This window comes from Klebsiella sp. I138 (assembly GCF_051131765.1).
Classification (GTDB): Bacteria; Pseudomonadota; Gammaproteobacteria; order Enterobacterales; family Enterobacteriaceae; genus Klebsiella.
Genome location: NZ_CP180447.1, coordinates 2708381 through 2733961 on the forward strand (window position 1 = coordinate 2708381; position 25581 = coordinate 2733961).

General features: G+C 50.6%; 19 protein-coding genes and 2 pseudogenes. 4 read left to right on the top strand and 17 right to left on the bottom strand.

Annotated features, from left to right (window positions below):
• The first annotated feature begins 3 nt into the window (after positions 1-3).
• The 3 genes from ACMYSK_RS12620 to ACMYSK_RS12630 all read left to right on the top strand — a co-directional run bounded on the left by ACMYSK_RS12620 (position 4) and on the right by ACMYSK_RS12630 (position 3711).
• Complete coding sequence (locus ACMYSK_RS12620) at positions 4-486, top strand: L-2-amino-thiazoline-4-carboxylic acid hydrolase (RefSeq protein WP_434643628.1); 483 nt, start codon at positions 4-6, stop codon at positions 484-486.
• Positions 483-1709, top strand: a complete 1227-nt coding sequence (locus tag ACMYSK_RS12625) for a Zn-dependent hydrolase (protein WP_434644075.1) — start codon at positions 483-485, stop codon at positions 1707-1709. The genes ACMYSK_RS12620 and ACMYSK_RS12625 overlap by 4 nt, the downstream gene beginning before the upstream one ends.
• A 304-nt stretch (positions 1710-2013) precedes the next feature.
• Positions 2014-3711, top strand: coding sequence for a diguanylate cyclase (locus ACMYSK_RS12630; protein ID WP_434643631.1), 1698 nt, complete (start codon positions 2014-2016; stop codon positions 3709-3711).
• A gap of 83 nt (positions 3712-3794) precedes the next feature.
• Here the strand turns inward: ACMYSK_RS12630 and ACMYSK_RS12635 are convergent, their stop codons facing one another.
• Genes ACMYSK_RS12635 through ACMYSK_RS12645 form a run of 3 tightly spaced genes read right to left on the bottom strand, consistent with a single transcriptional unit; the run spans position 3795 to position 7278 of the window.
• Positions 3795-4817, bottom strand: coding sequence for an ABC transporter permease (locus tag ACMYSK_RS12635; RefSeq protein WP_434644078.1), 1023 nt, complete (start codon positions 4815-4817; stop codon positions 3795-3797).
• A gap of 19 nt (positions 4818-4836) precedes the next feature.
• On the bottom strand, positions 4837-6321 hold the full coding sequence (locus tag ACMYSK_RS12640; RefSeq protein WP_434643634.1) for a sugar ABC transporter ATP-binding protein: 1485 nt from the start codon (positions 6319-6321) through the stop codon (positions 4837-4839).
• Between the two features lie 33 nt (positions 6322-6354).
• The gene (locus ACMYSK_RS12645; RefSeq protein WP_434643637.1) at positions 6355-7278 is read right to left on the bottom strand and encodes a sugar ABC transporter substrate-binding protein; all 924 of its coding nucleotides are present in this window, start codon (positions 7276-7278) and stop codon (positions 6355-6357) included.
• A gap of 689 nt (positions 7279-7967) precedes the next feature.
• On the opposite strand from ACMYSK_RS12645, the gene ACMYSK_RS12650 reads away from it, so the two are divergent.
• Entirely contained in the window at positions 7968-8498 is a 531-nt protein-coding gene (locus ACMYSK_RS12650; protein ID WP_434643640.1) for a phospholipase D family protein, read from the top strand.
• Positions 8499-8569: 71 nt separating this feature from the next.
• On the opposite strand, the gene ACMYSK_RS12655 is transcribed toward ACMYSK_RS12650, so the two are convergent.
• The 14 genes and pseudogenes from ACMYSK_RS12655 to ACMYSK_RS12720 form a co-directional block, all read right to left on the bottom strand.
• On the bottom strand, positions 8570-8983 hold the full coding sequence (locus ACMYSK_RS12655; RefSeq protein ID WP_434643641.1) for a DNA breaking-rejoining protein: 414 nt from the start codon (positions 8981-8983) through the stop codon (positions 8570-8572).
• Between the two features lie 178 nt (positions 8984-9161).
• Positions 9162-10679 (bottom strand): lysine--tRNA ligase, encoded by a 1518-nt coding sequence (lysS, locus tag ACMYSK_RS12660; RefSeq protein ID WP_434643644.1) that lies wholly within the window; start codon positions 10677-10679, stop codon positions 9162-9164.
• Positions 10680-10688: 9 nt separating this feature from the next.
• Positions 10689-10781: pseudogene (locus ACMYSK_RS12665) on the bottom strand (hypothetical protein); the annotation flags it as partial.
• A gap of 245 nt (positions 10782-11026) precedes the next feature.
• Positions 11027-12502: a dipeptide permease DtpD gene (gene dtpD / locus ACMYSK_RS12670; protein ID WP_434643647.1), complete on the bottom strand. Its 1476-nt coding sequence runs from the start codon at positions 12500-12502 to the stop codon at positions 11027-11029.
• A gap of 58 nt (positions 12503-12560) precedes the next feature.
• Complete coding sequence (gene cadA / locus ACMYSK_RS12675) at positions 12561-14708, bottom strand: lysine decarboxylase CadA (protein ID WP_434643649.1); 2148 nt, start codon at positions 14706-14708, stop codon at positions 12561-12563.
• Between the two features lie 82 nt (positions 14709-14790).
• Positions 14791-16128: a cadaverine/lysine antiporter gene (gene cadB, locus ACMYSK_RS12680; RefSeq protein ID WP_434643651.1), complete on the bottom strand. Its 1338-nt coding sequence runs from the start codon at positions 16126-16128 to the stop codon at positions 14791-14793.
• A gap of 365 nt (positions 16129-16493) precedes the next feature.
• Positions 16494-18026, bottom strand: coding sequence for a lysine decarboxylation/transport transcriptional activator CadC (gene cadC, locus ACMYSK_RS12685; RefSeq protein WP_434643654.1), 1533 nt, complete (start codon positions 18024-18026; stop codon positions 16494-16496).
• A 797-nt stretch (positions 18027-18823) separates the two neighbouring features.
• On the bottom strand, positions 18824-19531 hold the full coding sequence (locus ACMYSK_RS12690) for a GntR family transcriptional regulator (protein ID WP_434643657.1): 708 nt from the start codon (positions 19529-19531) through the stop codon (positions 18824-18826).
• A 65-nt stretch (positions 19532-19596) separates the two neighbouring features.
• Positions 19597-20448, bottom strand: coding sequence for a hypothetical protein (locus ACMYSK_RS12695; protein WP_434643660.1), 852 nt, complete (start codon positions 20446-20448; stop codon positions 19597-19599).
• 1 nt (position 20449) lies between these two features.
• Positions 20450-21484: an oxidoreductase gene (locus tag ACMYSK_RS12700; RefSeq protein ID WP_434643662.1), complete on the bottom strand. Its 1035-nt coding sequence runs from the start codon at positions 21482-21484 to the stop codon at positions 20450-20452.
• Between the two features lie 9 nt (positions 21485-21493).
• Positions 21494-22123: a hypothetical protein gene (locus ACMYSK_RS12705; protein ID WP_434644081.1), complete on the bottom strand. Its 630-nt coding sequence runs from the start codon at positions 22121-22123 to the stop codon at positions 21494-21496.
• 36 nt (positions 22124-22159) lie between these two features.
• A pseudogene (locus ACMYSK_RS12710) lies at positions 22160-23175 on the bottom strand (PTS sugar transporter subunit IIC); the annotation flags it as partial.
• 9 nt (positions 23176-23184) lie between these two features.
• Positions 23185-23496 carry a PTS lactose/cellobiose transporter subunit IIA gene (locus tag ACMYSK_RS12715; RefSeq protein WP_434643664.1) on the bottom strand — a complete coding sequence of 104 codons (312 nt, stop codon included), beginning with the start codon at positions 23494-23496 and terminating at the stop codon, positions 23185-23187.
• A 443-nt stretch (positions 23497-23939) separates the two neighbouring features.
• The gene (locus ACMYSK_RS12720) at positions 23940-25130 is read right to left on the bottom strand and encodes a carbohydrate porin (RefSeq protein WP_434643668.1); all 1191 of its coding nucleotides are present in this window, start codon (positions 25128-25130) and stop codon (positions 23940-23942) included.
• Between the last annotated feature and the right edge of the window lie 451 nt (positions 25131-25581).

Sequence of the window (25581 nt, forward strand, 5' to 3'; positions counted from 1 at the left end):
GTGATGAGTGATAATAATGAGCTGGGCATTCTCGCCCGCCGCAAAATTGAAGCAGAAATTATTAAGCCGATTTACGCCATTCTGGTGCGCGAGATAGGCAAGACTCGCGCCCAGGCCGTCATCGGTGAGGCCATTGAGAACGCCGCGATTGAGGCGGGAAAGGCGTTTGCCCGCCAGGAGCCCAACGGCGCGGATATCCAGAGCTTCGTCGCCCTGCAATATCTGTGGGAAAAAGACAATGCGCTGGAGGTCAAAGTGCTGGACGCCGACGACCAGCAGTATAACTACAACGTCAACCGCTGCCGCTACGCTGAGATGTATCACGAAATGGGGCTTGGCGAGATTGGCCACCTGCTCTCCTGCGCCCGCGACGATAAGTTTATCGTCGGCTATGCGCCGGACGTGGAGCTGACCCGCACAACCACCATTATGCAGGGAGCGCCGTGCTGCGACTTCCGCTATCGCGTGAAGAAGGACAAACCATGACCGCCATCAATGCCGAACGTCTGTGGTCAACGCTGAACGAGATGGCCACGATTGGGGCTACCCCGGCGGGCGGCGTCACTCGCCTGGCGCTTAGCGAAGAGGATCGACAGGCGCGAAACCGCCTGCTCGCCTGGGCGCTGGAGGCCGGTTTTCACTGCAACGTGGATAGCATGGGCAATATGTTTATCCGCCGCGCCGGAAAAAATCCGCAGCTTGCCCCGGTATTGACCGGGTCACACGTTGACTCACAGCCGCTCGGTGGCCGCTATGACGGAATTTACGGCGTGCTGGCCGGGCTGGAGGCGCTGCGCACGCTGAACGATTCCGGCATTGAGACCGAACGGGATATCGTGCTGGTCAACTGGACCAACGAAGAAGGGGCCCGCTTTGCCCCGGCGATGCTCGCCTCCGGCGTCTGGGCCGGGCAGTTCAGCGAAGCCTTCGCGCTGGCCCGTGAAGATCGCGACGGCATCAGCGTCGGAACGGCGCTGGAGGCCATCGGCTATCGCGGCGAACGTCCGGCCGCCGCGTTCCCGGTTCATGCCTGTTATGAGGTGCATATCGAACAGGGGCCGATTCTGGAAGATGAAGGGGTTGATATCGGGCTGGTGCATGCGGCGATGGGCCAGCGCTGGTTCAATATCACTCTGACAGGGTTTTCAGCCCACGCCGGTACAACGCCAATGGGCAGCCGTCGGGATGCGCTGACCGCTTTCGCCGAGTTGGCGCTGGCGATCGAACAGACCGGTATTGACCATCAGCCGGATGGCCGGGCCACAATTGGCATGGTGCAGGTCACGCCTGGGTCACGCAACGTGGTGCCGGGCCGCGTCGAATGCAGCGTCGAATTTCGTCATCCGCAAAGCGACGCGCTGGAGAAGATGGAGCAGGCGTTGCATCACGCCGCCGAAAAGCTAGCCGGACGCGGGGTGCAGGCGCAGATTGAGCGAATTTTTAATTACGCGCCGATCGCCTTCAACGCCCAATGCCTGGCGCGCAGCGAGCAGGCGGTTCAGACACTCGGCTACAGCGCCAGACGGATGGTTTCCGGTGCCGGGCATGACACCTGCTATATCAGCCACGTCGCGCCCGCCAGTATGATTTTTATTCCCTGCGAGAAAGGGGTGAGTCATAACGAAGCGGAAAATATTCAGCCGGCCTGGGCAGAAAAAGGGGCGAACGTACTCCTGCACAGTCTGCTGCTCGCCGCGGCGGAAAAGTAGGCCCGCTTCTCTTTTTGTCGTCCTGGCGCAACGCGGCGCCATGACGACAAATATTCATCCTCGCGGTACCGTCTTCGACGAACAGGAATCCGCCACCGTTCCTATAACCAAATTAAAACAATACCTTATATTGCTTAACCGTCTGGACAAAAACCCATATTTTTCTGGATTATCTGCTAAAATCAGCCAATAGATCGCATAAAGAAAGAAAATATGCGCACGCAACGGCATCGCATTTCGTTGCATTTCAGTTCAACGATTCTCGAATCGCTTCCTTCTTTTTACTGCTGACGCCCGGGTACGTGTGAAAACAAAAAAGAGATCCTCAGCATCGTCCAATATTCTCCGCTATATCTGGGGATCCGCGCTGGCGACGATTTTTTTAACCACCATCCTCTCCTTCTGGCTACTTTCCGGCTCATGGGTGACGTGGAAAAGCGCGCATAACAATGTAATCCAGTTCGATATTTTCTACCGGGTATTACAGGTCTCCAATGACCTCGCCGGGGAACGAGCCTTCGTTAACGAGCTGGTATTAAGTCCTCCCGAGGATAAAGCGTCACGCTGGCAGGCGCTGATCGCGCAACGCGAGATCACCGATAGCGACATGCAAAAGATCCCGAAAAACCTGCTTTCTCCGTCCCTGATGGGCGAAATGATGCGGCAGCTGGATCATTCCCGCCGCATTGCCAGCACTTTTCGTACCCAAGTGTTAAGCGATCCGGTGGCCGCAGACAAGGCCATTCACGATATGGTGGTGGCGACGGATTTCTATCATCGGGCACTGTTCGAGCGCACCGCTGAGTTTCTGCTGCTCGAACCCAGCGCGCTCGGTCCCATTCTGCGCGCGCAGGCGCTGGGCGAACTGCGCGATGCCACAGGTCGACTGGGGTCACAGGTGCTGATTCCGCTGGCCACGCACACCCCGATCCCGCAGGCCAACCGGGAAGGGGTGATTCGCGGCATTGAACGGATTAATACCGCGTGGTGGCTGCTGCAAACCCAGGGCGATGAGTCCACCTACCTTCCCCACTTCCAGAGAAAGCTGGAAAACACCCGCCGGGACTTCGAACGCCAGGGCATTACGTTAATCAACCAGTTAAGCGCTGAGAGCGATAGCGGTAAACCCTACAGCGTAAGCGCCGAACGGTTTGCCATCGACTATCATGCCAGCCTCAGTTCGTTTGACGATCTGCTCAATACCTATATGACCGGGGTAAAAGAGCACTACACCGCCACCGAACATCAGGCCTTAAAGAATTTCCTGGTCCGCCTGGTGGTCCTCGGGCTGGTGTATGCCCTGACCATTGCGATGATTTTCTATATTCGCTCCCGCGTCTTACGCCCCATTCTGCGCTTAAACGATCTCGCCGCGGCGCTGATTGCCGGGAAACAGCTCCACGTCCAAATCGATGACGATACGGCGGAAGAGGTACAGGGCCTGTTTTCATCCCTCGGCACTCTGGGGAAAAAGTTGCGTGAAGATGCCCGTATCAGCCGCCAGTACCAGCGCCAGTCGGAAGAGGATCCCTTGACCCATCTGTTTAATCGCCGGGCGTTTAACTCCCGGGCCGACGCGTTGTTAACTCAGTCCAGCGAGGCGCTTCCGGCCTGGCTTGTCATGCTCGATGTTGACCGCTTCAAGTCGATAAACGACAACTGGGGGCATCCGATGGGCGATGAGGTGCTGGTTGCTCTGGCCAAAACCTTGAGCAAATTAAGCCGCCCGGAAGATGTGGTGGGCCGCCTCGGCGGAGAAGAGTTTGCGGTCCTGTTCCTGGCCGGTTCGGTAGAAGAGGTTGCCCGCTATACCGCACGGATTCAGCAGGAGATTCGCAAGCTGACGTTCCATACGACCGGCGATATCACCTTTAAGATCACCGCCAGTTTCGGGGTTTCCAAAGGCTGGCAGTGCCCGCTACAGGATCTGCTGTCGCGGGCCGATAGCGAGCTGTATAACGCCAAGAATAGCGGACGCGACCGGATTTGCGGTCTCTCCTGAGCGAGCCGACACCCGCATAGCTTATCCTGCACATCAACGCGAAAAATAACCCTGATCGCTCATCAGGGTTATTACCCGTTGACCTAGTGCTTCTTGCGGTTACGCCGCATGTCTATCGTTACCGCGGCAACAATAATAATCCCTTTGATAATATCCTGAACGTAAGCATCGACGCCGACGAAGGTAAACCCGCTTTTGATTAAGCCGAGAATCATCGCGCCAATCAAGGTGCCGGTAATTCTCCCGACGCCACCCATCAGGCTGCTGCCGCCGATAACCGCCGCAGCGATAGCATCCAGCTCGTAGGACATGCCCATGCTGGACTGTCCGCTGCTGACGCGCGCCGCCAGGACGACCCCGGCCAGGCCAGACAGCGCGCCGGCGATGGTATAGACGATGACCAGATACTTATTCACATTGATGCCGGACACTTTTGCCGAGGTCATGTTGCCACCGATGGCGTAAACATATTTACCGTAGCGTGTGTGTTTCAGCGCAACGTGAAACAGCGCGGCAATCACGAAGAAGATAATCACTGGCATCGCCCCCTGACCAATCGACGTAAAGCTGTCGGACAAGAAGCTAATCGGGTTTCCCTGGGTGTAATATTGGGCCAGGCCGCGGGCGGAGACCATCATCCCGAGGGTCGCGATAAACGGTGGAATGCCGGTGCGGGTAACCAGAAAGCCGTTGGTTAATCCGCAGATCAGTCCGACGCCAATCCCGGCGCAAATCGGAATCACTGCCGGCAGGTTAACCAGCGACGGGAACATCGGCGTCAGGCTATCGGACGTTTGCGCCAGGCTTGCCGCCACCACGGCAGCGAGGGCAATCACCGACCCGGAGGAGAGGTCAATCCCGGTGGTGATAATGACCTGAGTCACGCCGACGGCGATAATCCCGATAATGGCAACCTGGAGCACAATCAGCACCAGGCGATTGGTGTTCATCAGGAAAGACTGGTCGCGGACAAACCAGCCGGCAATTTCAAATGTCAGGGCAATCACCACCATAACAATAAAGATACCGGTATCTTTCGGCATTTTATGCCGCAAATTACCGAGGAAAGAGGGTCGCTCATTTGCAGATGCTGCGGTCAGTTTCATATTGCTCATTCTCTACGCCTCAATGGGATGCCAACGACAAAATGGTTTCCTGATCGGCCTCGTCTTTGTCGAGGATGCCGGTAATACGCCCTTCGTGCATGACCATGACCCGGTCGCTCATCCCCAGAATTTCCGGCAGTTCAGAAGAGACCATAATGACCGCAACACCGCGGTTCGCCAGTTCGCTAATCAGATGATAAATTTCAGCTTTTGCCCCCACATCAATACCGCGGGTTGGCTCATCAAGAATTAATATTTTCGGCTGCGCTAACAGCCAGCGGGCAATTAAAACCTTTTGTTGATTGCCGCCGCTGAGGTTATTAATTATCTGATCCATGGTCGGGGTTTTAATATTCAGACGGCGGATCTGTTCCATGCAGTCTTCCGCCATCTTCATATGTTTCACGAACCCGCTCCTGCCGATATATTCCGGCATATTGACGATACTCATGTTTTCCATCACCGAGAGCACCAGGAACAGCCCCGATTTTTTGCGGTCTTCCGTCAGCAGCGCCATCCCTTTTTCAATCGCGACGGAGGGCGAGTCGATCGTCACCGGCTGTCCGTCAATCAAGACTTCGCCGCTGTCAAAACGCGTCATCCCGAACAGGCTCTCCATGACTTCACTGCGCCCGGCGCCGACCAGGCCTGCTACGCCGAGGATTTCCCCGCGACGGACGCTAAAATTCACGTCCTCGAAATAGCCTTTGCGCGACAGATTGCGAACCGTCAGAACCTCCTCACCGATCGTATTATTGAATTTCGGGAACAGCTGAGTTAATTCACGGCCCACCATCTGGGTAATGAGCGACTGGCGGGTAAATTCGCCTGTCTGCCGGCTGCCTACCCAGGTACCGTCGCGAAAGACGCTAATTTCATCGGTGATCGCGAAAATCTCATCCATCTTGTGGCTGATATAGATGATGGCTTTTCCCTGTTCACGTAAATCACGAATGATCGTAAACAGGTGTGCCACTTCCCCTTCTGTCAGCGCCGAGGTGGGCTCATCCATAATCACAATATCCGCGTTCCACGACACCGCTTTGGCGATTTCCACCATCTGCTGGGCAGCGATACTCAGATCGCCCACCAGCCGGTCGGCAGACAAGCGGATATTCAGCTTATTGAGCAGCGTCTGGGTCTGGCGGGTCAGCTGGCGGTGGTCGACAAAGCCAAATTTCATCGGCTCGCGTCCCAGCCAGATATTTTCCGCTACCGTCATATGTGGCACCAGATTCAGCTCCTGGTGAATCATTGAGATCCCCGAACGCAGCGCATCCATCGTATCCAGGAACTGCACCGGCTCGCCTTTTACCCAAATAGAGCCCTTATCGGGACGATAAATCCCGATAAGGCACTTCATTAACGTCGACTTTCCCGCGCCATTTTCCCCCATCAGGGCGTGCACCGTCCCCGGGCGCACGCGTAATGAGACATTATCGAGCGCCTTCACGCCGGGAAAGAACTTGCTGATACCTTCGGCTTCTAGTGCAAAAGCGTTCATACATCCACCTCCGTACCGCTGATCCAGGAATGATTATTTTTGATTACGGCTGACGAACTCAGACATATTCTCTTTAGTAATCAGCTGGTAAGGGACATCGATGATTTTTTCGACTTTCTCGCCGTTTGCCAGTTTAACGGCAGCATCCACCGCGCCTTCTCCCTGCCCTTTTGCATCCTGGAAAATGGTGGCGATCATTTTGCCGTTTTTCAGCATTTGCAGTGCGTCAGGTGTTCCATCGACGCCGGCAATCAGAATGTGATTCGGGTTGCTTCCCAGCGCCTGCAGCGCACCGATCGCCATTTCATCATTGTTGGAGGCGATAGCCTGAATATCTTCTCCGCTGGTCATCCAGTTACTCACCACATCCACGGCATCGTTACGCATAAACTTCGCCGTCTGCTTCTGGACGATTTTGATATTCGGGTATTTCGCCACGACTTCTTCCACGCCTTTGGTACGGTCGCGGGTGGACTCGTTCGCCAGATCGCCCAGCAGAACCGCCACGTTTCCTTTGCCATTCATCGCTTTCGCCAACGCTTCCATCTGTAAACGACCGGCAAGCACCGAATCCGACCCGACGTAGGCCATTTTGTCGGTCAGCGGTAGCTGAGGACGGCGATTGACGAACACCAGCGGGATGCCGGCTTTGGTGGCCTGATCGATAATCGGTTTCACCGCGTTGGTATCAACCGGGTTGACGATGATGGCATCGACGCCTTGCCCAATGAAGTTCTGTACCTGCTGCAGCTGCTGTGCGACATCGCCCTTAGCGTCTTCAACCTGCGATTTCACCCCCTCTTTCTGCATCTCTTTCTGCATAGCAGTACGCAGGATAGTCAGGAAGTTATCATCGAAAAGCGCCATGGAAACGCCGACGGAAAGGTCTTTTGCCATCACGGCTGCGGGCAACATACAGACTAACAAAGAGGCAATAATCGTTTTCTTGATGTTCATAGTTGATCCTTGGGGTTCAGGGACATGCCAGTTCATTGAGATGAAATGAAAAATTCATTTCGTAAATCGTCTTTCTGATACCTGCCGGCTCTCCAGCCAGAAGCGTTGCTTCCGACAGCGCTGTTTTTTCACACGTTTATTGAAACCGCTCAATTCAATTGATTTTTAATGAATTATTAAAACGGTAGTTCATAAATCATGCGATTTATCATCCGGTCAATTTCAGATGTTTTGTTTCATTAACAACACATATGAAACTTTTATAATTAAATAACTGAAATGAAAATTTTAAAACCACCTGGTAACAGAACTTTGACAGATATCTAACATTGCGGCATAAACGCGCAATAAATGAGAGGCGCCCAGCAGTTTGCGCACAAGCCGCAGGCCCAGCGCTGGCATTCCGCCAGAGAGGAATTCACCGCATAAGAAAGGGGGGATTTGAAACGCCTGACGCATTTTTCTCGCCGCCCGTTACAAATTGATCCGATTTTCCCGCAGGCAGCAATGCGCAGAACTTGCCCTTCAGAAGTCCGCGTTAGCTCCGTTCTTTCAAGGAATTAGCCCCTCATCACCGCCTGCCTGAACGACTTATTCCGTTCCCAGCCTCCAGGGAGGCCCGTTCCCAGGATCGCCACAGAGGCATAAACTGCTCACTTTCTTCATCACGCCCTGCAAGGCAGGCCGACATGTCTCGTCTCTTTTTGCTGAAATGCGCGCTTCTCACAACAGCGCTCTCGCTGTCTCCACGGATTCTGGCCGCGCCCGATATTGAGGTTGGTTTTTCACCTGAAGGCTCTGCCCGCCAGCTGGTATTGCAGACCATCAATCAGGCCAAAACCTCGATTCGGATGATCGCCTACTCTTTTCAGGCGCCTGACATCGCCGAGGCGCTTATCGCCGCCCATGACCGCGGCGTTGATGTACAAATCGTGGTCGATAAAAGACGTAATAAGGTACAGGCCAGTCAGAAAATGATGAGGTATGTTGCGGATCACGGGGTGGCATTACGCGTCGATGGGCACTATCACATTCAGCACGATAAAACGATTATTGCCGACGGGACGACGGTGGAAACCGGGTCATTTAACTACGCCCCCTCCGCCGAAACGGAAAATAGTGAAAACGTCGTGGTCATCCATCATCAGGAGGCGGTTGCCAGGCAATATATCGCCCATTGGCAGTCGCGGTGGGCGCTGGGCGTGCCCTACGTGGGGTAAGCGAAAAAACGCCGCCCCTCACGATCAGCCTGGCATAGCGTGAGGGGTGGCGGTCTGTTACGGGTAAAACGTTAGTGCGTCACTTTCAGGTCCAGCTCATAGGGGCTGGTTTTTCCTTCGTCACGTGCGCCGCCCATCTGATACACGCGGACGGTATATTTCCCGTTGGTTTCCAGGCGTTGCTCAAAGGCCCCTTCCGTCATCGAACCATTAAAAATGGTCTCATTCGCAGGGTTGATAATATTGAAATAAGGATGCGGCCACTGACTCTTCATCGCAACGTGCATCAGCTGTCCCGCTTTTACTACCAGCGTATAGTCCTTCACATCGGCGCCGCTCACCGTATTTTTAATCGAGGTTCCACTGGTGCCTTTGTCGAAATGAACCGGGATTGTATTTATTTTATAACCCGCGATTGCGGATAACGGCGCGAATAAACAACCAGCACAGATCAAGCCACCAACAATTAACTTTAAATTTTTCATTTAATTAACACCTTATGTTTTTATATATCGTGTTATAGCACATAAGGGATCCCGGAAATATTTCCAGGAAATAGATTGCAACTATTTTGCTATTTCCGCCGACAGCACGGTATCACGCTGAAAAGTAAAACGCCCTCCTGCGGCTGATGCGCGAGAGGGCGTTGTCTTTCAGAGGAGCTTATTTCTGCGGACGCATCGCCGGGAACAGGATCACGTCGCGGATAGTGTGGCTGTTAGTAAACAGCATCACCATGCGGTCGATCCCGATACCCAGACCTGCGGTCGGCGGCAGGCCATATTCCAGCGCGGTCACGTAGTCTTCATCGTAGAACATCGCTTCATCGTCACCAGCCGCTTTCGCGTTCACCTGATCGAGGAAACGCTGCGCCTGGTCTTCCGCATCGTTCAGCTCGCTGAAGCCGTTACCGATTTCACGCCCGCCGATAAAGAACTCAAAGCGGTCGGTAATTTCCGGGTTCACGTCATTACGGCGCGCCAGCGGAGAGACTTCCGCCGGATACTCGGTAATAAAGGTCGGTTGAATCAGGTGCGCTTCCGCCACTTCATCAAAGATTTCCGTGACGATACGGCCCAGGCCCCAGCTCTTCTCAACGTGGATGCCGATAGACTCCGCCAGAGCTTTCGCTGCATCGAAGTTATCCAGATCCGCCATCTCGGTTTCCGGACGATGTTTCTTGATGGCTTCGCGCATAGTCAGTTTTTCAAACGGCTTGCCGAAGTCGAAAGTCTGGTCGCCATAGGGGACTTCCGTTTTGCCCAGCACGGTCTGCGCCAGGGTACGGAACAGGGATTCGGTCAGCTCAATCAGATCTTTGTAATCCGCATACGCCATGTAGAGTTCCATCATCGTGAACTCTGGATTGTGGCGAACGGAGATCCCTTCGTTACGGAAGTTACGGTTGATTTCGAACACCCGTTCAAAGCCGCCTACGACCAGACGTTTCAGGTACAGTTCCGGCGCGATACGCAGGTACATGTCCATATCCAGCGCGTTATGGTGGGTGATGAACGGACGGGCAGACGCCCCGCCGGGGATCACCTGCATCATTGGGGTTTCGACTTCCATAAAGCCGCGAGCCACCATGAACTGACGCATCGTTGCGAGGATCTGCGAACGCACTTTAAACGTGCGGCGTGATTCTTCGTTAGAGATCAGATCCAGGTAACGCTGGCGATAGCGGGCTTCCTGATCCTGCAGGCCGTGGAATTTATCCGGCAGTGGACGCAGCGCTTTGGTCAGCAGGCGCAGCTCGGTGCAGTGGATAGACAGTTCGCCGGTTTGGGTTTTGAACAGCGTACCGCGCGCGGCAATAATGTCACCGAGGTCCCACTTTTTAAACTGTTCGTTGTAGACGCCTTCCGGCAGATCGTCACGCGCAACGTACAGCTGAATACGGCCGCCCACGTCCTGCAAGGTGACGAAGGAGGCTTTGCCCATAATGCGGCGGGTCATCATACGACCAGCAACGGAGACTTCAACGTTCAAGGAGGTGAGTGCTTCGTTATCCTTGCCATCGAATTCAGCGTGCAATTGGTCAGAGGTATGGTCACGACGAAAATCATTCGGGAACGGGATACCCTGCTCACGCAGCGCAGCCAGCTTTTCACGACGGGTTTTCAGTTCATTATTAAGGTCAATTGCCTCATCGGCACTTTGTGCTTGTTGTTCAGACATGTTGGTTCCTCATAACCCTGCTTTCAAACTTGCTTCGATAAATTGAACCAGGTTTCTATCCGGCGCGGCCCGGTGAGTGCGGGTTTCTACACCCGTGCGCAGCCGGTCGGTGACTTTACCGCCAAAATAAGCTCGATAGAATCCTAACGAACCTGGCCTCACTTAAGGCTGATATCACTCAGCAATAGCCAAACTAAAGTTTTTTTCGTAGCTGGCTTCCCATATCGCCAGAATATCCTCCTCCTAACGGTTAAACGATGCAAGGAGCGGTTTATCGCTCCGCTTACGCAAATGCATTGAGCCTTTAGGTCAGCGTATGCCGCCTGGGGGGATCGCCCGCGCAGGGGCTATGCGCCTCCCCCAGGAAGTTCGCCGGCTGCGGCACGGCGTTTGCTCACGCTACAGGCGGCACCGAAGGCCAGAATGACAATCACCGTCACGCAGCCGAGCGTCCACTCCCCCATTTGAGAAAAGAAATGTTGGTACGCGGTAATCGCCGTTTCGCTGATCTGCGATTCGGTGGTCTGCTGCGCGACGATCCCCGCCAGCCAGTTGGCGACCGCACCGGTTGCCAGCATGTAAATCCCGGTCAGAACCCCGGTCACGCCCGGCATATTCAGACGGGTGATCTGCGCCATCGCCACCGGGTCGATAAACAACTCGGCAAAGCCCATCAGCGCCAGCCCGGTGACCATCAGACCCATTGAGGCCTGTCCGTCGACGGCGCCATGACGCGCGTTCAGGGCCAGCAAAATAAATCCGCAGCCCATCAGCACCAGACCAAAGGCAAATTTCAGCCAGACGCGCAGCGCCGACCGCGTGCTGCCTTCCGGGCGCATCAACCAGGCCAGCATCACGCCCGCGGCCATCACGGCGACGGCATTCACCGACTGGAACAGCGCCGTCGGCACTTCAATGTTGAACAGCTGGCGGTTAACAAACCGATCGATAAACAGACTAATAGAGCTGCCGCCCTGCTGCGCCAGAACCCAGAACAGCGTGCCGGTCAGCATCAGCAGTACGATTTGCCACAGCGCGCGACGGTGCTGCGGGGAGTTCACCATAATGCGTGCCACCATCTGAGCGGCAAAGACGCAGACAATGGCCAGCAGATAACCCGACCAGTTATTTTCCAGCAGCAGCGTGAAGAACACCGGCGCCACGCAGAGCATGACCACCAGCCAGCCCCAGGTCGGCAGCACGAACTTCACCGCGCACAGCGCCTGTTTGTCGACGCCACGGGTGTGGCTGAAATGGCGATGGCCGCTCAGAAAAATCAGCAGCCCGATAAACATGCCAATCCCCGCCAGCGCAAAACCGATGTGCCAGCCATACCACTGTGCCGTCAGCCCACAGGCAATCGGTGCCGCGATTGAGCCAACGTTCCCCGCCGCATACAGCAGCGAAAAACCGCCGTCGCGTCGACTGTCGTCGGAGGCATACAGCTCGCCTAGCAGGCAGCTGATATTGGATTTAAACAGACCATAGCCGCAGATAATGATTGCCAGCGCGAGGTACAGACTCCAGGTTGCATCAGATTCGATGCCCAGCACGACGTGGCCGAGCGTCATCAACAGCGCACCGGCGATAACCGCCATGCGATTGCCGAGCAGGCGGTCGGCAAGCCAGCCGCCAAGAATGGGGGTAACGTAAACCAGGGAAGCGTAAGCGCTGAACAGACTGATGGCGTGGCTGTCATCAAAGCCAAGTTGATGGGTGAGGTAGAGGATGAGTAAGGCACGCATGCCGTAAAAGCTGAAATATTCCCAGATTTGGATCGCTACGATGTAATAGATCGCGCGCGGTTGTGAGGGTGTTTTCATGAGGTCTCCTGCAGCGTGAAAAAAGGGAAGTGGCAAGCCACTTCCCTTGGAGCTTCAATTACTTGTTGTTTTCTTCTTTCAGCACTTTAACGGTATAGCGACCATCCGCCTGACGATATGCGCCATGGATATCGGTTTCGAAGCCCGGATAGTGGGCGCCGATTTCGCACAGCATCTGCAGGAATTCCAGTACCGGACGGCTCTCTTCGGTGATCATTTCACCCGGCATAACCAGCGGAACTCCCGGAGGATACGGCAGGATCATGTTGGCGTTGACACGGCCCACCATCTCTTCGAGATACACTTCTTCCGTTTTGCCGTGCAGCTCTTTCTGGAACGCCACGTACGGGGTAACCATCATGGTTGGCAGCACTTCAAATGCGCGGAACATCAGGTCCGGCAGGTTGTGATGCGCAATCAGTTTGTGAATGTTCTGCGCCAGTTCCTGAACACGCATGTTTTCATAGAATTCAGGATCTTCACGATACAGAGACGGCAGCATGTTTTTCACGCGCAGGTTCAGGTCGAACGCACGTTTAAAGTCAGTCAGCGCACGCAGCAGGCTCAGTGCTTTAGTTTTATCGATACCGATGCTGAACAGGAACAGCAGGTTGTACGGACCGGTTTTCTCAACCACGATGCCGTGTTCGTCGAGATATTTCGCCACGATGCTGGCCGGAATCCCGAACTCATCCATGGTGCCGTCTTTCTTCATCCCCGGAGTCAGCAGAGTGACTTTGATCGGGTCAAGGTACATGTGTTCGTTATCGATGTTTTTGAAACCGTGCCATGCGCTATCAGAACGCAGCGGCCAGCATTCCGGTCCGTCGATATGTTCCGGCTGCCAGACGTCGAAGAACCAGCCTTCAGACTCGCCTTTCAGACGTTTGATCTCTTTACGGAACTTAATGGAACGTTCAATAGAGCCATCAATCAGACGCTTACCAGCATTACCTTTCATCATTGCCGCGGCCGTTTCGGTCGAGGCGACCACACCGTAGTGCGGAGACGTGGTGGTGTGCATCATGTAGGCTTCGTTAAAGGTCTCTTCGTTGACATCACCTTTCACGTGAATCATGGAAGCCTGGGAGAACGCCGCCAGCAGTTTGTGCGTGGACTGGGTTTCGTAAATGACCTTCCCTTCAACACGGCCACCGCTCATCCCGCATTTACCGGCATAGATTGGCGAGAAGTTGGTGTAAGGCACCCATGCGGAGTCAAAGTGGATAGACTTAACATCCAGGGTTTTCTTAATAAAGTCAGTGTTATACAGCAGGCCGTCGTAGGTGGAGTTGGTGATAACCGCGTGCACCGGCCAGGTCGCGTTCGGCGTCTCTTTGACACGTTTAGCGATAGTCGCGTGCTGGAATTCGCTCTGCGGAATGCCACCGAGGATCCCGTAGGCGTTACGGGTCGGACGGAAGTAGATCGGCGTAATATCGCTCATCATCATCAGGTGAGTCAGCGATTTGTGACAGTTACGGTCAATCAGGACGGTGCTGCCTGCCGGCGCGGAATACATGCCGACGATTTTGTTCGCCGTTGAGGTGCCGTTGGTCACCATGTAGCTGCGTTCAGCGTTGAAAACGCGAGCAATATACTCTTCCGCTTCTTTGTGCGGGCCGCTGTGGTCCAGCAGAGAACCGAGTTCAGAAACTGAAATCGAGATATCGGATTTCATGGTGTTTGAACCAAAGAAATCGTAGAAGATGCTGCCAACCGGGCTTTTCTGGAAGGCGGTGCCGCCCATGTGGCCTGGGGTACAGAAGGTGTATTTGCCTTCACGGACATATTTGAACAGCGCTTTGGTCAGCGGCGGCAGAATGGTGTCGATGTATTCATCGGTGTTCTGCTTGATTTTGTCTGCAATGTCATCGGCCGCGCCCAGCGCATATTCGAAGAAGCGAACCTGCATACGCAGATCGTTCAGGCTAACGTCCAGCGTGGAGTAGGTGTTGGCGAAAGCATACAGTGGCATGTATTCGTTCATCGTGCTGATTTCTTCGCACAGTTCGAGATTGTATTTATCCCAGTCGAAGATTACGCCACACAGACGGGCATTGTTTTCGATAAGTTTCAGTAAATCTTCGCGGTCGTTCGGATAGACAATGCGGAAGTCCAGGCGTTCAAGGGCGCGATGAAGTTCACGGATAGGCTCTTCTTTAAAGTAGACGCCCATGTGATTCATGATTGCGATAACGTTCATAGTCGAATCTCCAGATATGGAGAGCCCCTCCCGTCACGTGGTGACAGGTGCAGGAAGGAGCTCCAGGAATAAGGGTTACGGATTAATGCGCGCTGGCGGCGGAGCTGTCAGTGTTGTCGTTTTCGTGCTGACGCTGATGCATTTTGCGACCGTAGAACATCAGGATAATCAGGCTGACGATAAAGGTACCGGCCAGTTCGAAGGAGCTTGCACCCATCAGGGCGATGAAGCAGAACGCACAGCCGAGGACAGAACAAATCAGGCTGACAAGGTTGCGAATGTTGATGCCTTCGAAGCGAATCAGGTCAACGCAGGAGTAGAAGTAAGGCAGCATGGTCAGCAGTACGGCAATACCGGTCAGCTCACCGAACAGGTCGGACGCTTTACCACCGCTGGAGTTCATCAGGGTAATCAGCACCATCAGAGCGGTCATTTTCACCGCGGCCAGCAGCAGACCTTTTTTCGGAATACCGTTGTCATCCAGTTCGCCGTACACTTTCGGGAAGTTACCGTCGTTAGCGGCACGGACACCGGCCTGACCGACCAGCATCATCCAGGAACCCAGAGAGGTCAGGCAAGCAAATGCGGTGAAGGCAGAAACCACCGGAGCAGCCCAGCCGCCAAGAATTGTGGAGGCACTGATAGCGAACGGCGCACCGGATGCAGCCATCTGAGCGGCAGGGTACATACCAGCGATAACCTGAGTCGCAGCGATATAAACGATACCGGCCATTGCGGTTCCCAGCATGGTTGCCAGCGGAACGGTACGTTTCGGGTTTTTCACCATACCGGTACTAACGGCGGCAGACTCAACGCCGACGAACGCCCACAGGCAGAGCAGAATACTTTTGATAACCGCGTGGCTGTCTGGCGTGCTGGAAGTGTTCCAGTTTGCCTGATAGGTCGCCGCGTCAAACCAGTGCCAGCCGATAACCGCAGTCATCACCACCGGAATTAACACCAGCACCAGGCCAATTGTGGTCAGACGGCTCACCCAGGTACCGCCGAGCATATTAACGAAGGTGAATATCCAGACGATTGCAATACATGCGATACCGGCTGGAATCGGATTATTCAAAATAGGGAAGAAGGTAGACAGATAAGAGACGGCGGTAATGCCAATCGCCAGGTTACCAATCCAGTTTGCATGATAATAAAGGACGCCGGTCTGGAAACCGAACGCGGGAGATATTTCCCCGGCATAGGCAATCGGGCCACCTTGCTGTGGGTTCTTCGTTGCCAGTCGGGCATATACATAAGCCAGAGACATGGCACCAATAATAGAAATAACCCAACCCCAGATAGCAATACCACCGATGCTGGCGAGGTTCGCAGGTAATAATGCAATACCGCTCCCCATCATATTACCAGCGACGACGCCGGTACAGGCAAATAGCCCTATCTTCTTGGCTGAACTCATGTTTGCTTTTCTCCTAAGTTTATTTGGGAGGTACAGATCATGATATAGAACCTTTAATTGACCCGACCAACTGCCAACAAGATTACTGATTCAAAGGAGATAAGTCCTAAAGATAAAGTGAAATATCAACAAACATCAGACAAATGATATTTTGACCTTTTTCGATTAACATATCAGGATGACATGTTGATATCATAAAAAGATAAACATCGTTCAATTACAGAAACTTATACAACCATCGGCGTGTTGAATTTGTGTTGTGTTTCGCTATTTTGACGTCAAAAAAATATAACAATCAGGGTGCTCGTGAGAAACATAAATTTAACCTCACCACGCTCGATATATTGAGCGTGGTGAGGGTTTACTTATTCTGAAGAGAGGAAGTTATCGAGGTAGGGAACAACGCGGGTTACGGAAGTCTGGAATACCGCATTTTCAATCCAGTAAAAGGTATTCTCACCCGGGCGCAAATTAAATGCGGTCAGATAGGCATCCGCCGCTTCCCGGTTCTGTCCTTTCATTTCGTAGACTTTACCTAACAGCACATAGTTCATCCACGACATTTCCAGGTCGATTCCGGTATTAATGGCGTTATACGCTTCATCAACTTTTCCCTGGCCTAGCAAATCCACCGTTTTAATCTGGTAAAACACCGCCGTGTTTTTTATCCCTGGCATATCGCCAACCCGCGTAATTTCGGCATACAGCGCGCTGAGCTGCTCTTTATCTAACGGCTGTTGCGAATGGCGTAACACATCCACCAGCGTTTTTTCTGCATACGCATAAGAAAAATCAGGCGAATCTTTAATTACGCCATCAAGTAGCGCGCTGGCCTTACCTAATGAATCCACATCGCCGTTCATTAATAGCTGATGCGACTCGTAGAAATGGGTCAGCGCCGTACTGTGTGACGGTTGATATTGTTTCAACATCGTCTGCATTCGCTCTGACCACGGCTGCTTCAGCGCCTCTGATAAGCTGGTCAACAGATCGTTCTGAATCGACAGCTGGTTATCGCTGGTAATGAAGTAACGCTTGTCCATCATGGTTGAGCCGTCGGCGTTATCCACCATCTGCACTGACATAAAGCACTGCTGCGCGCGATAGTGTCGCTGGTTAACGAACTCAATCGTCAGCGTTTTACCTGAACTGCTTGGCTCATTAATGTTGTAGTTGGTTTTGTCATGCACCATAAAGGTTGAGAAGGTGTTGAGCGACGTGGTCACCAGACTGCCTAAGCCCACCGCATAAGAGTGCTGCGACGCCCAGTTGGTGCAGGAATTACCTTTCAGCAGATGAATATCAATATCACGCGGGTTCAGCAGCAAGCGCGCTTTATTCACCGGCGGTCGTGACTCCATCGTCGACAGCGCAACCAGCGCCACACAAGAGCCGAGCGCCAGCAGGAACAAGATCCACACCCAGAAGGTGGTGATACGTCTGCGCTTCTCCGGTTTTGCGCCCGGACCCTGGGCTTGCTCAACCTCGAGGGCGGCAGCCGTCGGGATCGTCAGGTCAGGCACCGCAGCAGGGTCCGCGGACGCAAGCGCCGGCGCGGGCTCCTCCCCCTCTTCCGTACACCAGATGACCGGCACCGTGAGCTTATAGCCGCGTTTAGGTACCGTCGCGATGTATTCAAGGCTACTGTCGTTGCCATCTTTCAACGATTTACGTAGCTCGGAAATGCTCTGCGTGACGACGTGGCTGGTGACCACGTTGCGTGTCCAGACATTATCAATAAGCTCGTCCCTGCTGAGCACTTCACCAGGGTGACGGGCAAAGAAGACCAAAAGATCGATTAAGCGCGGTTCAAGAGTAAGCTGACGTCCCTTCCGGCTGATTTGGTTAACAGAAGGTGTAACCAGCCATTCTCCCACGCGAACAACAGGTTGTTGCATAAAAAAGAGCCCAAAACGAAAAGGGAAAGGCGCGATGATAACACATTTCCCCTACCTATTTATGATAGGGGTCATTACCTTGAGCGCGTTAGATCATTCTGTATTTGTTTCACTTAGCCAGTTTTTATTTCTAAACAAAAGCGATAATAGTCTATTAACATCTGCGCCACCTTTACCTGAATAGCGCCGGATTATTCTTCCGCAATCACGTCGTAAGACACCTGGCCCGCCAGGCCAGGCAATCTCTCTACCGGCATGACATTTGAACAATCGGATTGCGACCCTGATTCGAAATCCTGCCCCTTTCGAAAACAGAATTTCGGCATATGAATTGCCTTTGAGTGGAGGTGATACAGATGAAAAATCACCATTCACGGAAGAGCAAACCACTTTTGCCCTGTAGCTGAACGAACTGAGTACACCTGTATCGGAGGTCTACCATAAGCAGGGCGCTTCCGGTGCCACTTTCTATTCCTGGCGCAAGAAATACGATCAAATGTCCCTGTCCGGACTATTATACCAACCGCAATTTGCGCAGGAAGTTCTGCGGAAAAATAAGCAGGTTATCGCTCGGAGTTTCGACAAAACGATACTTCAGGCCGTGGCAGGTCAACCACCGTTCTGTCAGGCGTCGTTCTTTGAGGGCGGATGACTGCGTGATTCGCTTGTGGATCCGGGAGAACACTTAACCCATGTACATTGATTACCATATTGGTGCAGACAGTTTGAACACGGGCTGAGAGGATAAACCGGAATATCATTATTACCTCCCAGCCTCACGTTGACAAATCCAGGAATTAATTATATTTAATAAATTCCGTTGCAAACTTAAACATATGATAACGATGAGTAGCTACGGAATATTCGAATAACTTCCCGTTATCTAAATAAGCTGTTTGTTCAACATGAATAACAACTTCAGGGGATGGCAACTCAAGGAGGGTGCTTTGCCGTTCATCAGAAACATCAGCGGTGATCATCATATGGCTACTGTGTACGTTATACCCCAACCCTTCGGTAATATAAGTATAGATGGAGTCGGCAACGTTAGTATAGTTAAGCCCAGGTATAATACTCACCGGCATATAGGTTTTTTCAATAATCGTAGGCACCGTATTTATTACTCGAACGCGTAAAATTGAATACACCATTTCATCGCTATTAAGCTGTAACTTCTCCTGAATAGCAGGTGATGCCGGGATTGCTGAGAATTCTATTACACGAGTGTCAATGTGCTTTCCAGACTCCATGCAACGTGCTTTTGTACCCGTCAGATGATTATTGCTAGAAACATTGAATGGAAGTTTTACAAATGAACCCAATCCTCTTTTTCTTACAACAAAACCCTCCTTAACAAGGATATCAAGTGCCTTTGTGATTGTGAGTTCACTGCAATCAAAAAACAGTGCCAGTTTTCGCCCCTCTGGAAGTTGACTGTTTTGTTCATAATAACCAGAAACTATTCTATTTTTTAACTCATTATATATATCAATATACTTAGGCATATAGTTTACATAACAGACCTATAGACATAGGTCTGTTATACTATAATTTACGAAAGATAGACATATCAACGTAAGATTGATGCCGCCATTCTCACATAGGTATGTCTTTTGCCACGAATTGCCACTGAAAGTGCCCGAATAGCCTCTGGGTCGGCAATCCCGCAACAACCGGCATCACCAAAGTTATGCATATCACTGCCACAGCGCTTGCTGGCCAAACCAATTAGTTTAACCGTCTCAGCATCCGCACCTTCCTGACTGCTACTGATCGTCGTTATCGCAAGCCCTCCAGCCTGATGGACCTCGCTGATAATATGACTAACGATACTTTCACGACTCCCTGGACAAGTGCCTGGTGCAGGGATCACCACGGCATGCGCACCGGCACGAATATAATCTGTATATTCTTTTGCCGAAGCCAGGCCACTGGAATAAAATTTGGCGGCGATGATTAAACCAGTAAAACAGGACTTCGCCAGGCGTATCGCTTCCAGCATTGTCTGAATATTCAGTTCTGGTTTGTCATAGCCAGTCAAACAAAGAAAATCAGCCTGTTGAATATTTTCCAGTGTCCTGGCAGAAAGCTGACGGGGATTTTCAATGTCCAGGCTTTCGCTAATTTCCAGACTAATACCTACCAGTCTGCCTGTCAGGGCTTTTATTTGTTGCCAGCCGCCATTTCCCGGTATTCCAGCAACCGTGTGGGTGACGGTGTTATAACCCTTGAGTAAAATCATATCGGCGCCGAATGCGCCGACCAGCTCAGCGCCCGTGATTTCTGGATAAAGTGATGGGCTCTCCGCGGCCACTTCGGCAAGCACAGTTCGTCCTTCTGATGTCTGAATAGCCGCAAAGAGATCGCTAGCTATAGGTTGATCTCGAAAATCTGACGCACGGCAGTTTAGTAAGCGTTTCATATTATTGATCCAGCGTGATTATTGATGGCGACGCGTGTTCAAAACCACGCTCGAGAATTTCGAGGTTGGTGAGAATATCAGCTTCACTGACGTAACCCGGCATCCCGTTAACGATAGTCTCATAAAGTGCATCATAGACACGCCCATAATCTCCGTGAACAGTCGGGATGTCTCGCTTCACAACCTCATCGTTTACATTGAGGTATTCAATAACACCCGGCTCACGGTCTGCGCAAAATAAAGGATCATCCGGCATAATATTGTTTTTCAGACAGGTTTCCTGCTGATCAATTTGTCCTATGAGGAAAGAACCGCGTGTACCATGGACAATAAATTTTGGATACGGGGTCATAACAAGGTGACTCGTTTTGATAATCGCCTTCACATCACCATAAAATAGCTGGGTTTCAAACATATCATCCGGGTTGCCATCCCGCCGCAGGCTGCGGATATCGTAAGCTACCTGACGCGGTCTGCCAAACAGAGATAGTATCTGATCAAGGGTGTGAATACCCAGACCATAAAACGCACCATTAAACGGATGATTTTCCTGGGAGTCAGCCTCCGGACGGTAATAATCGAAGTGGCTTTCGACTTCAATAATATCGCCAATAAGGCCACTTTTAATGACGTCCTTGACCGTAAGAAAGCAAGCGTCAAAGCGGCGATTCTGAAATGGGGTTACCGTCACCTGGTGTTCTTTAGCCAGACATAACAGCTCTTTCGCCTCTTGCAACGTCGTGGTGAAGGGCTTTTCGACCATCACATTCTTGCCATGCTTGATACACATTCTGGCATATTCAAAATGGCTGTCTGGGTGTGTACAAATAACAACGAGACGAACGGATTCATCCTGTAGTATATCATTCACATCACGAGTAAACCGAATCCCGATATATTTTGGATGTGACTCTACCTCCGGCTGCGCTTTCATATCAAAAATAGTTTTAACATTATATTTGTCGCGTATTAACACATAGGGCAAATGATAGCGGGTAGCGCTTTTCCCAAAGCCAATAAATGCACAATTAATCATATAACTTCCTTATTTAAACACCTTTATTGCGTGTTCGATAATGGATTTACCATCCATATGAGAGAAATGTTGTGAGTTAACTAACTCAATCTGACATCGACCCTGTACAGTTTCTCGTACCTGGCTTTCCATATAAGACAGTTGCGGAGAAAGAAATATAAGATCCGTTTGCAGGTAAATATTTTCAAGACTACCGATATTGGTAGCGCTAATACTGACAGTACAGTTGATACTTTGAGCATATTGACGCATTTTTTTTGCCACCATTGAAGTGGACATACCCTCATTACACATCAGGACAATGGTTTTTCCGTCCAACACATGACCGTCTGATGCGCATTTCACCTCTACCGTTTCTAATGGCTCTTTTCCAATATTGTCGATGATATTTCGGGAATTTTTGCTCATAATTGAACGTTCGTATGCAAGCAGGAAAGGCATGTAAACCATCACGCCAATGACGATAAGTATCCCTTGCAATACAACGTTACGCAGATCACCACCAGAGCCCAACCATCCGGAGAGGAACGGCGGTACCGACCAGGGGACATAGGCCACAATGCGTGATACCCAACCCCAGGAAGTGGCAAAGTAAGCAATGATAAAATTTATTTGCGGATAGATGATGAACGGGATCATCAGCAGCGGGTTGAGGATCACCGGAAGCCCGAAAATGACTGGTTCATTAATGTTAAAAATGCCTGGTGCAATCACCGTCCTGGCAAATTTTTTATGACTGCTCATGCGACTGCGTAATATTATGGCTAACAGCAAAGCCAAAGTAGAGCCCGTCCCCCCATATGGCCGTAAAGATCCCGAAACGGTAATACAATGATATGTGGCGGTATTTGCCCGGCGGCAAAAGCAGCCATGTTTTCCTGCATTGCAACCAACAAAGGTGGCTCCAGGACCGGATTAATAATACCGGATGGATGGATGCCAAGCGAAAATAACAGATTTGTTAAAGTAGTTAATGTAATAAACCCCGGTAGACTGGTGGTGAGATGCACAAGGGGTTTTTGTACTAACGTCTGAATCAATTCGAACAGTTCAGTATCAAACCAGCTGGTGATAGCGAAAGTCCCACAGGCAAACAGTGCAACGGTGATCATAATAGCGAATAGAGCATTAAACGACTGTTGTACCATCGGTGGAACTTCGTCACCCAAGGTGATTTTTAGCGCCTCACTATTTGATATTTTCAAAAACAGGCTAGTAGATAAGAAGGCACAAATAATGGCGAGAAAGACCCCTCCTGCATTGGTCAAGGCATAGGGCACGACGCCACTTATCATCACAGTTTCGCTATCCTGCGGCGTTACAGACACGGCTGTTGGCATTATCACGTAGAAGCAGGCCAGCGATACCATTGCAGCAATAATTGGGCTCTCGGCTTTACGTTTGCTTGCCAGTGAATAGGCTACAAGTACCGCGAGCATAATCGACAAAATATTCATCGTGCCATTTAATGCCCGCTCGCCGATACCTCGATAATGTGCCATGGTTTCAGCAGAAATAATATTTTTCATAAACCCATTGGGATCCAGAAAAACATAATTCACCATAATAACCAGACCAGCGAGTACCAAAAAAGGGATCGCGATGATAAAACTATCTCGCAGGCTTCTCAGATGAACCTGCCCTGCCAGTTTTTGTGAAACGCTGGCAATACTATCTAATGAGATATTCATAAGGATCCTTTAATTCTTTTGCCGGTGGAGAATAATCAGTTCCGCAATTAATTCTCTGGCAAGCATTGCAGTCATAAGATGGTCCTGGGCATGAACCATAACCAGATGAACCTGGATCTTACCTTCACCTTCATCCATACCAATTAAGGTGGTTTGTATATGATGGGCTTTTTTTGCTTCTTCATCTGCATTTGTCAATAATTGCAATGACAGGGTATAATCCTGCGTTTTGGCGGCCTGCAATGCCGCAAATGCGAGGCTTTTGCAGGATCCAGCATGGGTAATTAAACCCATAACAATCTCTTCATAATTTTCTGGCATAGTGATATCCTTTTATTTAAAACCACGTTTATTCATCGTGCTGATATACTATCTGGCCGGTAACATTAAGTTTATCAAAAGCGATCTATCGTTCATCAGATTAGCGAACAAGGGGAAGAAATCTTCAATACAATCCACAAATTCATTTCACAACGACTGAAAAATCCGCCCCATCCTGCTACATCAATTTCATTAATTTAATATACTCACAATATATATTTCTAAAACTACCAGTATCATTCGGCCCTTCCGGTTCGAAAAATATGTAAAAAATCTGGCAGGCACCTTCTTAATTTAAAGGCGATTTACCACTAACCATAAATGTATTCAACATGGCTCGTAGGTACAATTCAGCCAACCAATAATTATTATGGTATTGATATTTCGCCAGGACCTATAAATCCTACTGTTATCGGAAAACGCGCATTAATTTGATGATGTATTTAAAAGTTATATTTGAACCGAATCCGCATACCGTAGCGATCGTCGGAGTTTTCTCCATCGGAGTATAGATTATCCGAATTACGTTTGATCTGTGACCAATACGCACCCAGGTAAATATCAAAATTATTCATATCTAGTACATTGGCAAAACGATATGACGAGTGGATAGTATGAATCTGATACTTTCCGTCCTGGTCGATAAAGTCATCATTATTCGCTTGCAAGGCGGGATTAAAATCGGAGAGTTTATTCTTAGCCCAGATATAACCTATAGCAAATTTATCCCACAAAATATTCGCACCAACGGTTAAATCTTTCTCATTCACAGCATCCATAAATGCGAAATTTATGTTTGCGGTAATATCATGATCAATTTTCAGGGTTGACGACCAGCCAAAACCGTTACGTTCTGACTGATCCTGCCATTGTCCGCTGGTATTATGGTAACCATAGGCATTGTTAACGACATTGCTTTCTGCTGCCACGGCTGTAGTGAAATTATCACCACGCCAGGCGACAACCGGTCGGAGGTAGATCGTATTTTTCTTTCTGGTCAGGGTATTTCCATGATAAGAGGCACCAGCAAACAGATCGCTACCGTCCTCCACCAGACTGTTCAGTTCAAAGTACCAGTTATCAATGGATTTACTTAGCATTAGGTTTCCACCGCTGTTGCTGCGCCCGCGCCCTTCTTTCATCATATAGATATAGCCGAACCCATCAGCATACAGATCATTGGCCGTATTACCTGAATATTCTACAAAGGTGTCCTGGTTTATCGGGAACATATCGTAAGCTTCGAAGCGCCCGACAGTCACACGCCAATTATCCTTACCACCTTCTTTCTGCCCGAAGTATAAAGCGGCATCATCCAGATTCATATGGCCACTCATGTCCGCAAGCGGCTGAGAAATAAATCCAGCAAAATTACCGCCTGGTAATTCACGATAGCCGTCAAGCCCTAGCAAAATACGACCATTGATGCTCCAGCGGTCACTATCACTTGCACTCCAGTCTTTATTCGGACTAGTTCGAGAAGAGGTCAGTTGTTTCGAACTACTGGCTGCATCGGTATTAAATTCGACATCCCCATAGAACCTGAGCTTCCCGGATGAAGTATCGAAAGTCATATCTGCCAGACTGTTAAAGGAAACCAGAGCTAATGTGAAAGTTAGTAGAATTTTTTTCATAAATATTCCATATATTGAGTTTTACCAGTTTTTATAAGTGAGTCCATGAAGGTGCATTTTAAAACTATATAGTTTTAAAATTCATTGTATAAGATCACACTTTTAAAATGACAAAATAAATATAAAAGAACGTTAAATGACAAAAAATTAATATTAAATCCATATCACTTATAAAATAACAAGCAAGAATAAATAAAGATCAATGTATATTATAAAATAATGGGAGATAATTCCCCCTCTAGTTATTCTCTTTATGAATATAATCTTGCACTACTTTACGACAGCTTGAATGCAATGAAGAAACTGACATCAACACAGTAATGGTCAATTGAAAAACATCTGCCCGGTGGGACATGTGCGGTGTGCGTCTCATACCTGATAACACGTGACCAGCCTCTTCATCGGCTATTCAGGCGCAGGGGAATGGTATTTGTTGATGTCGAAGGTCGAA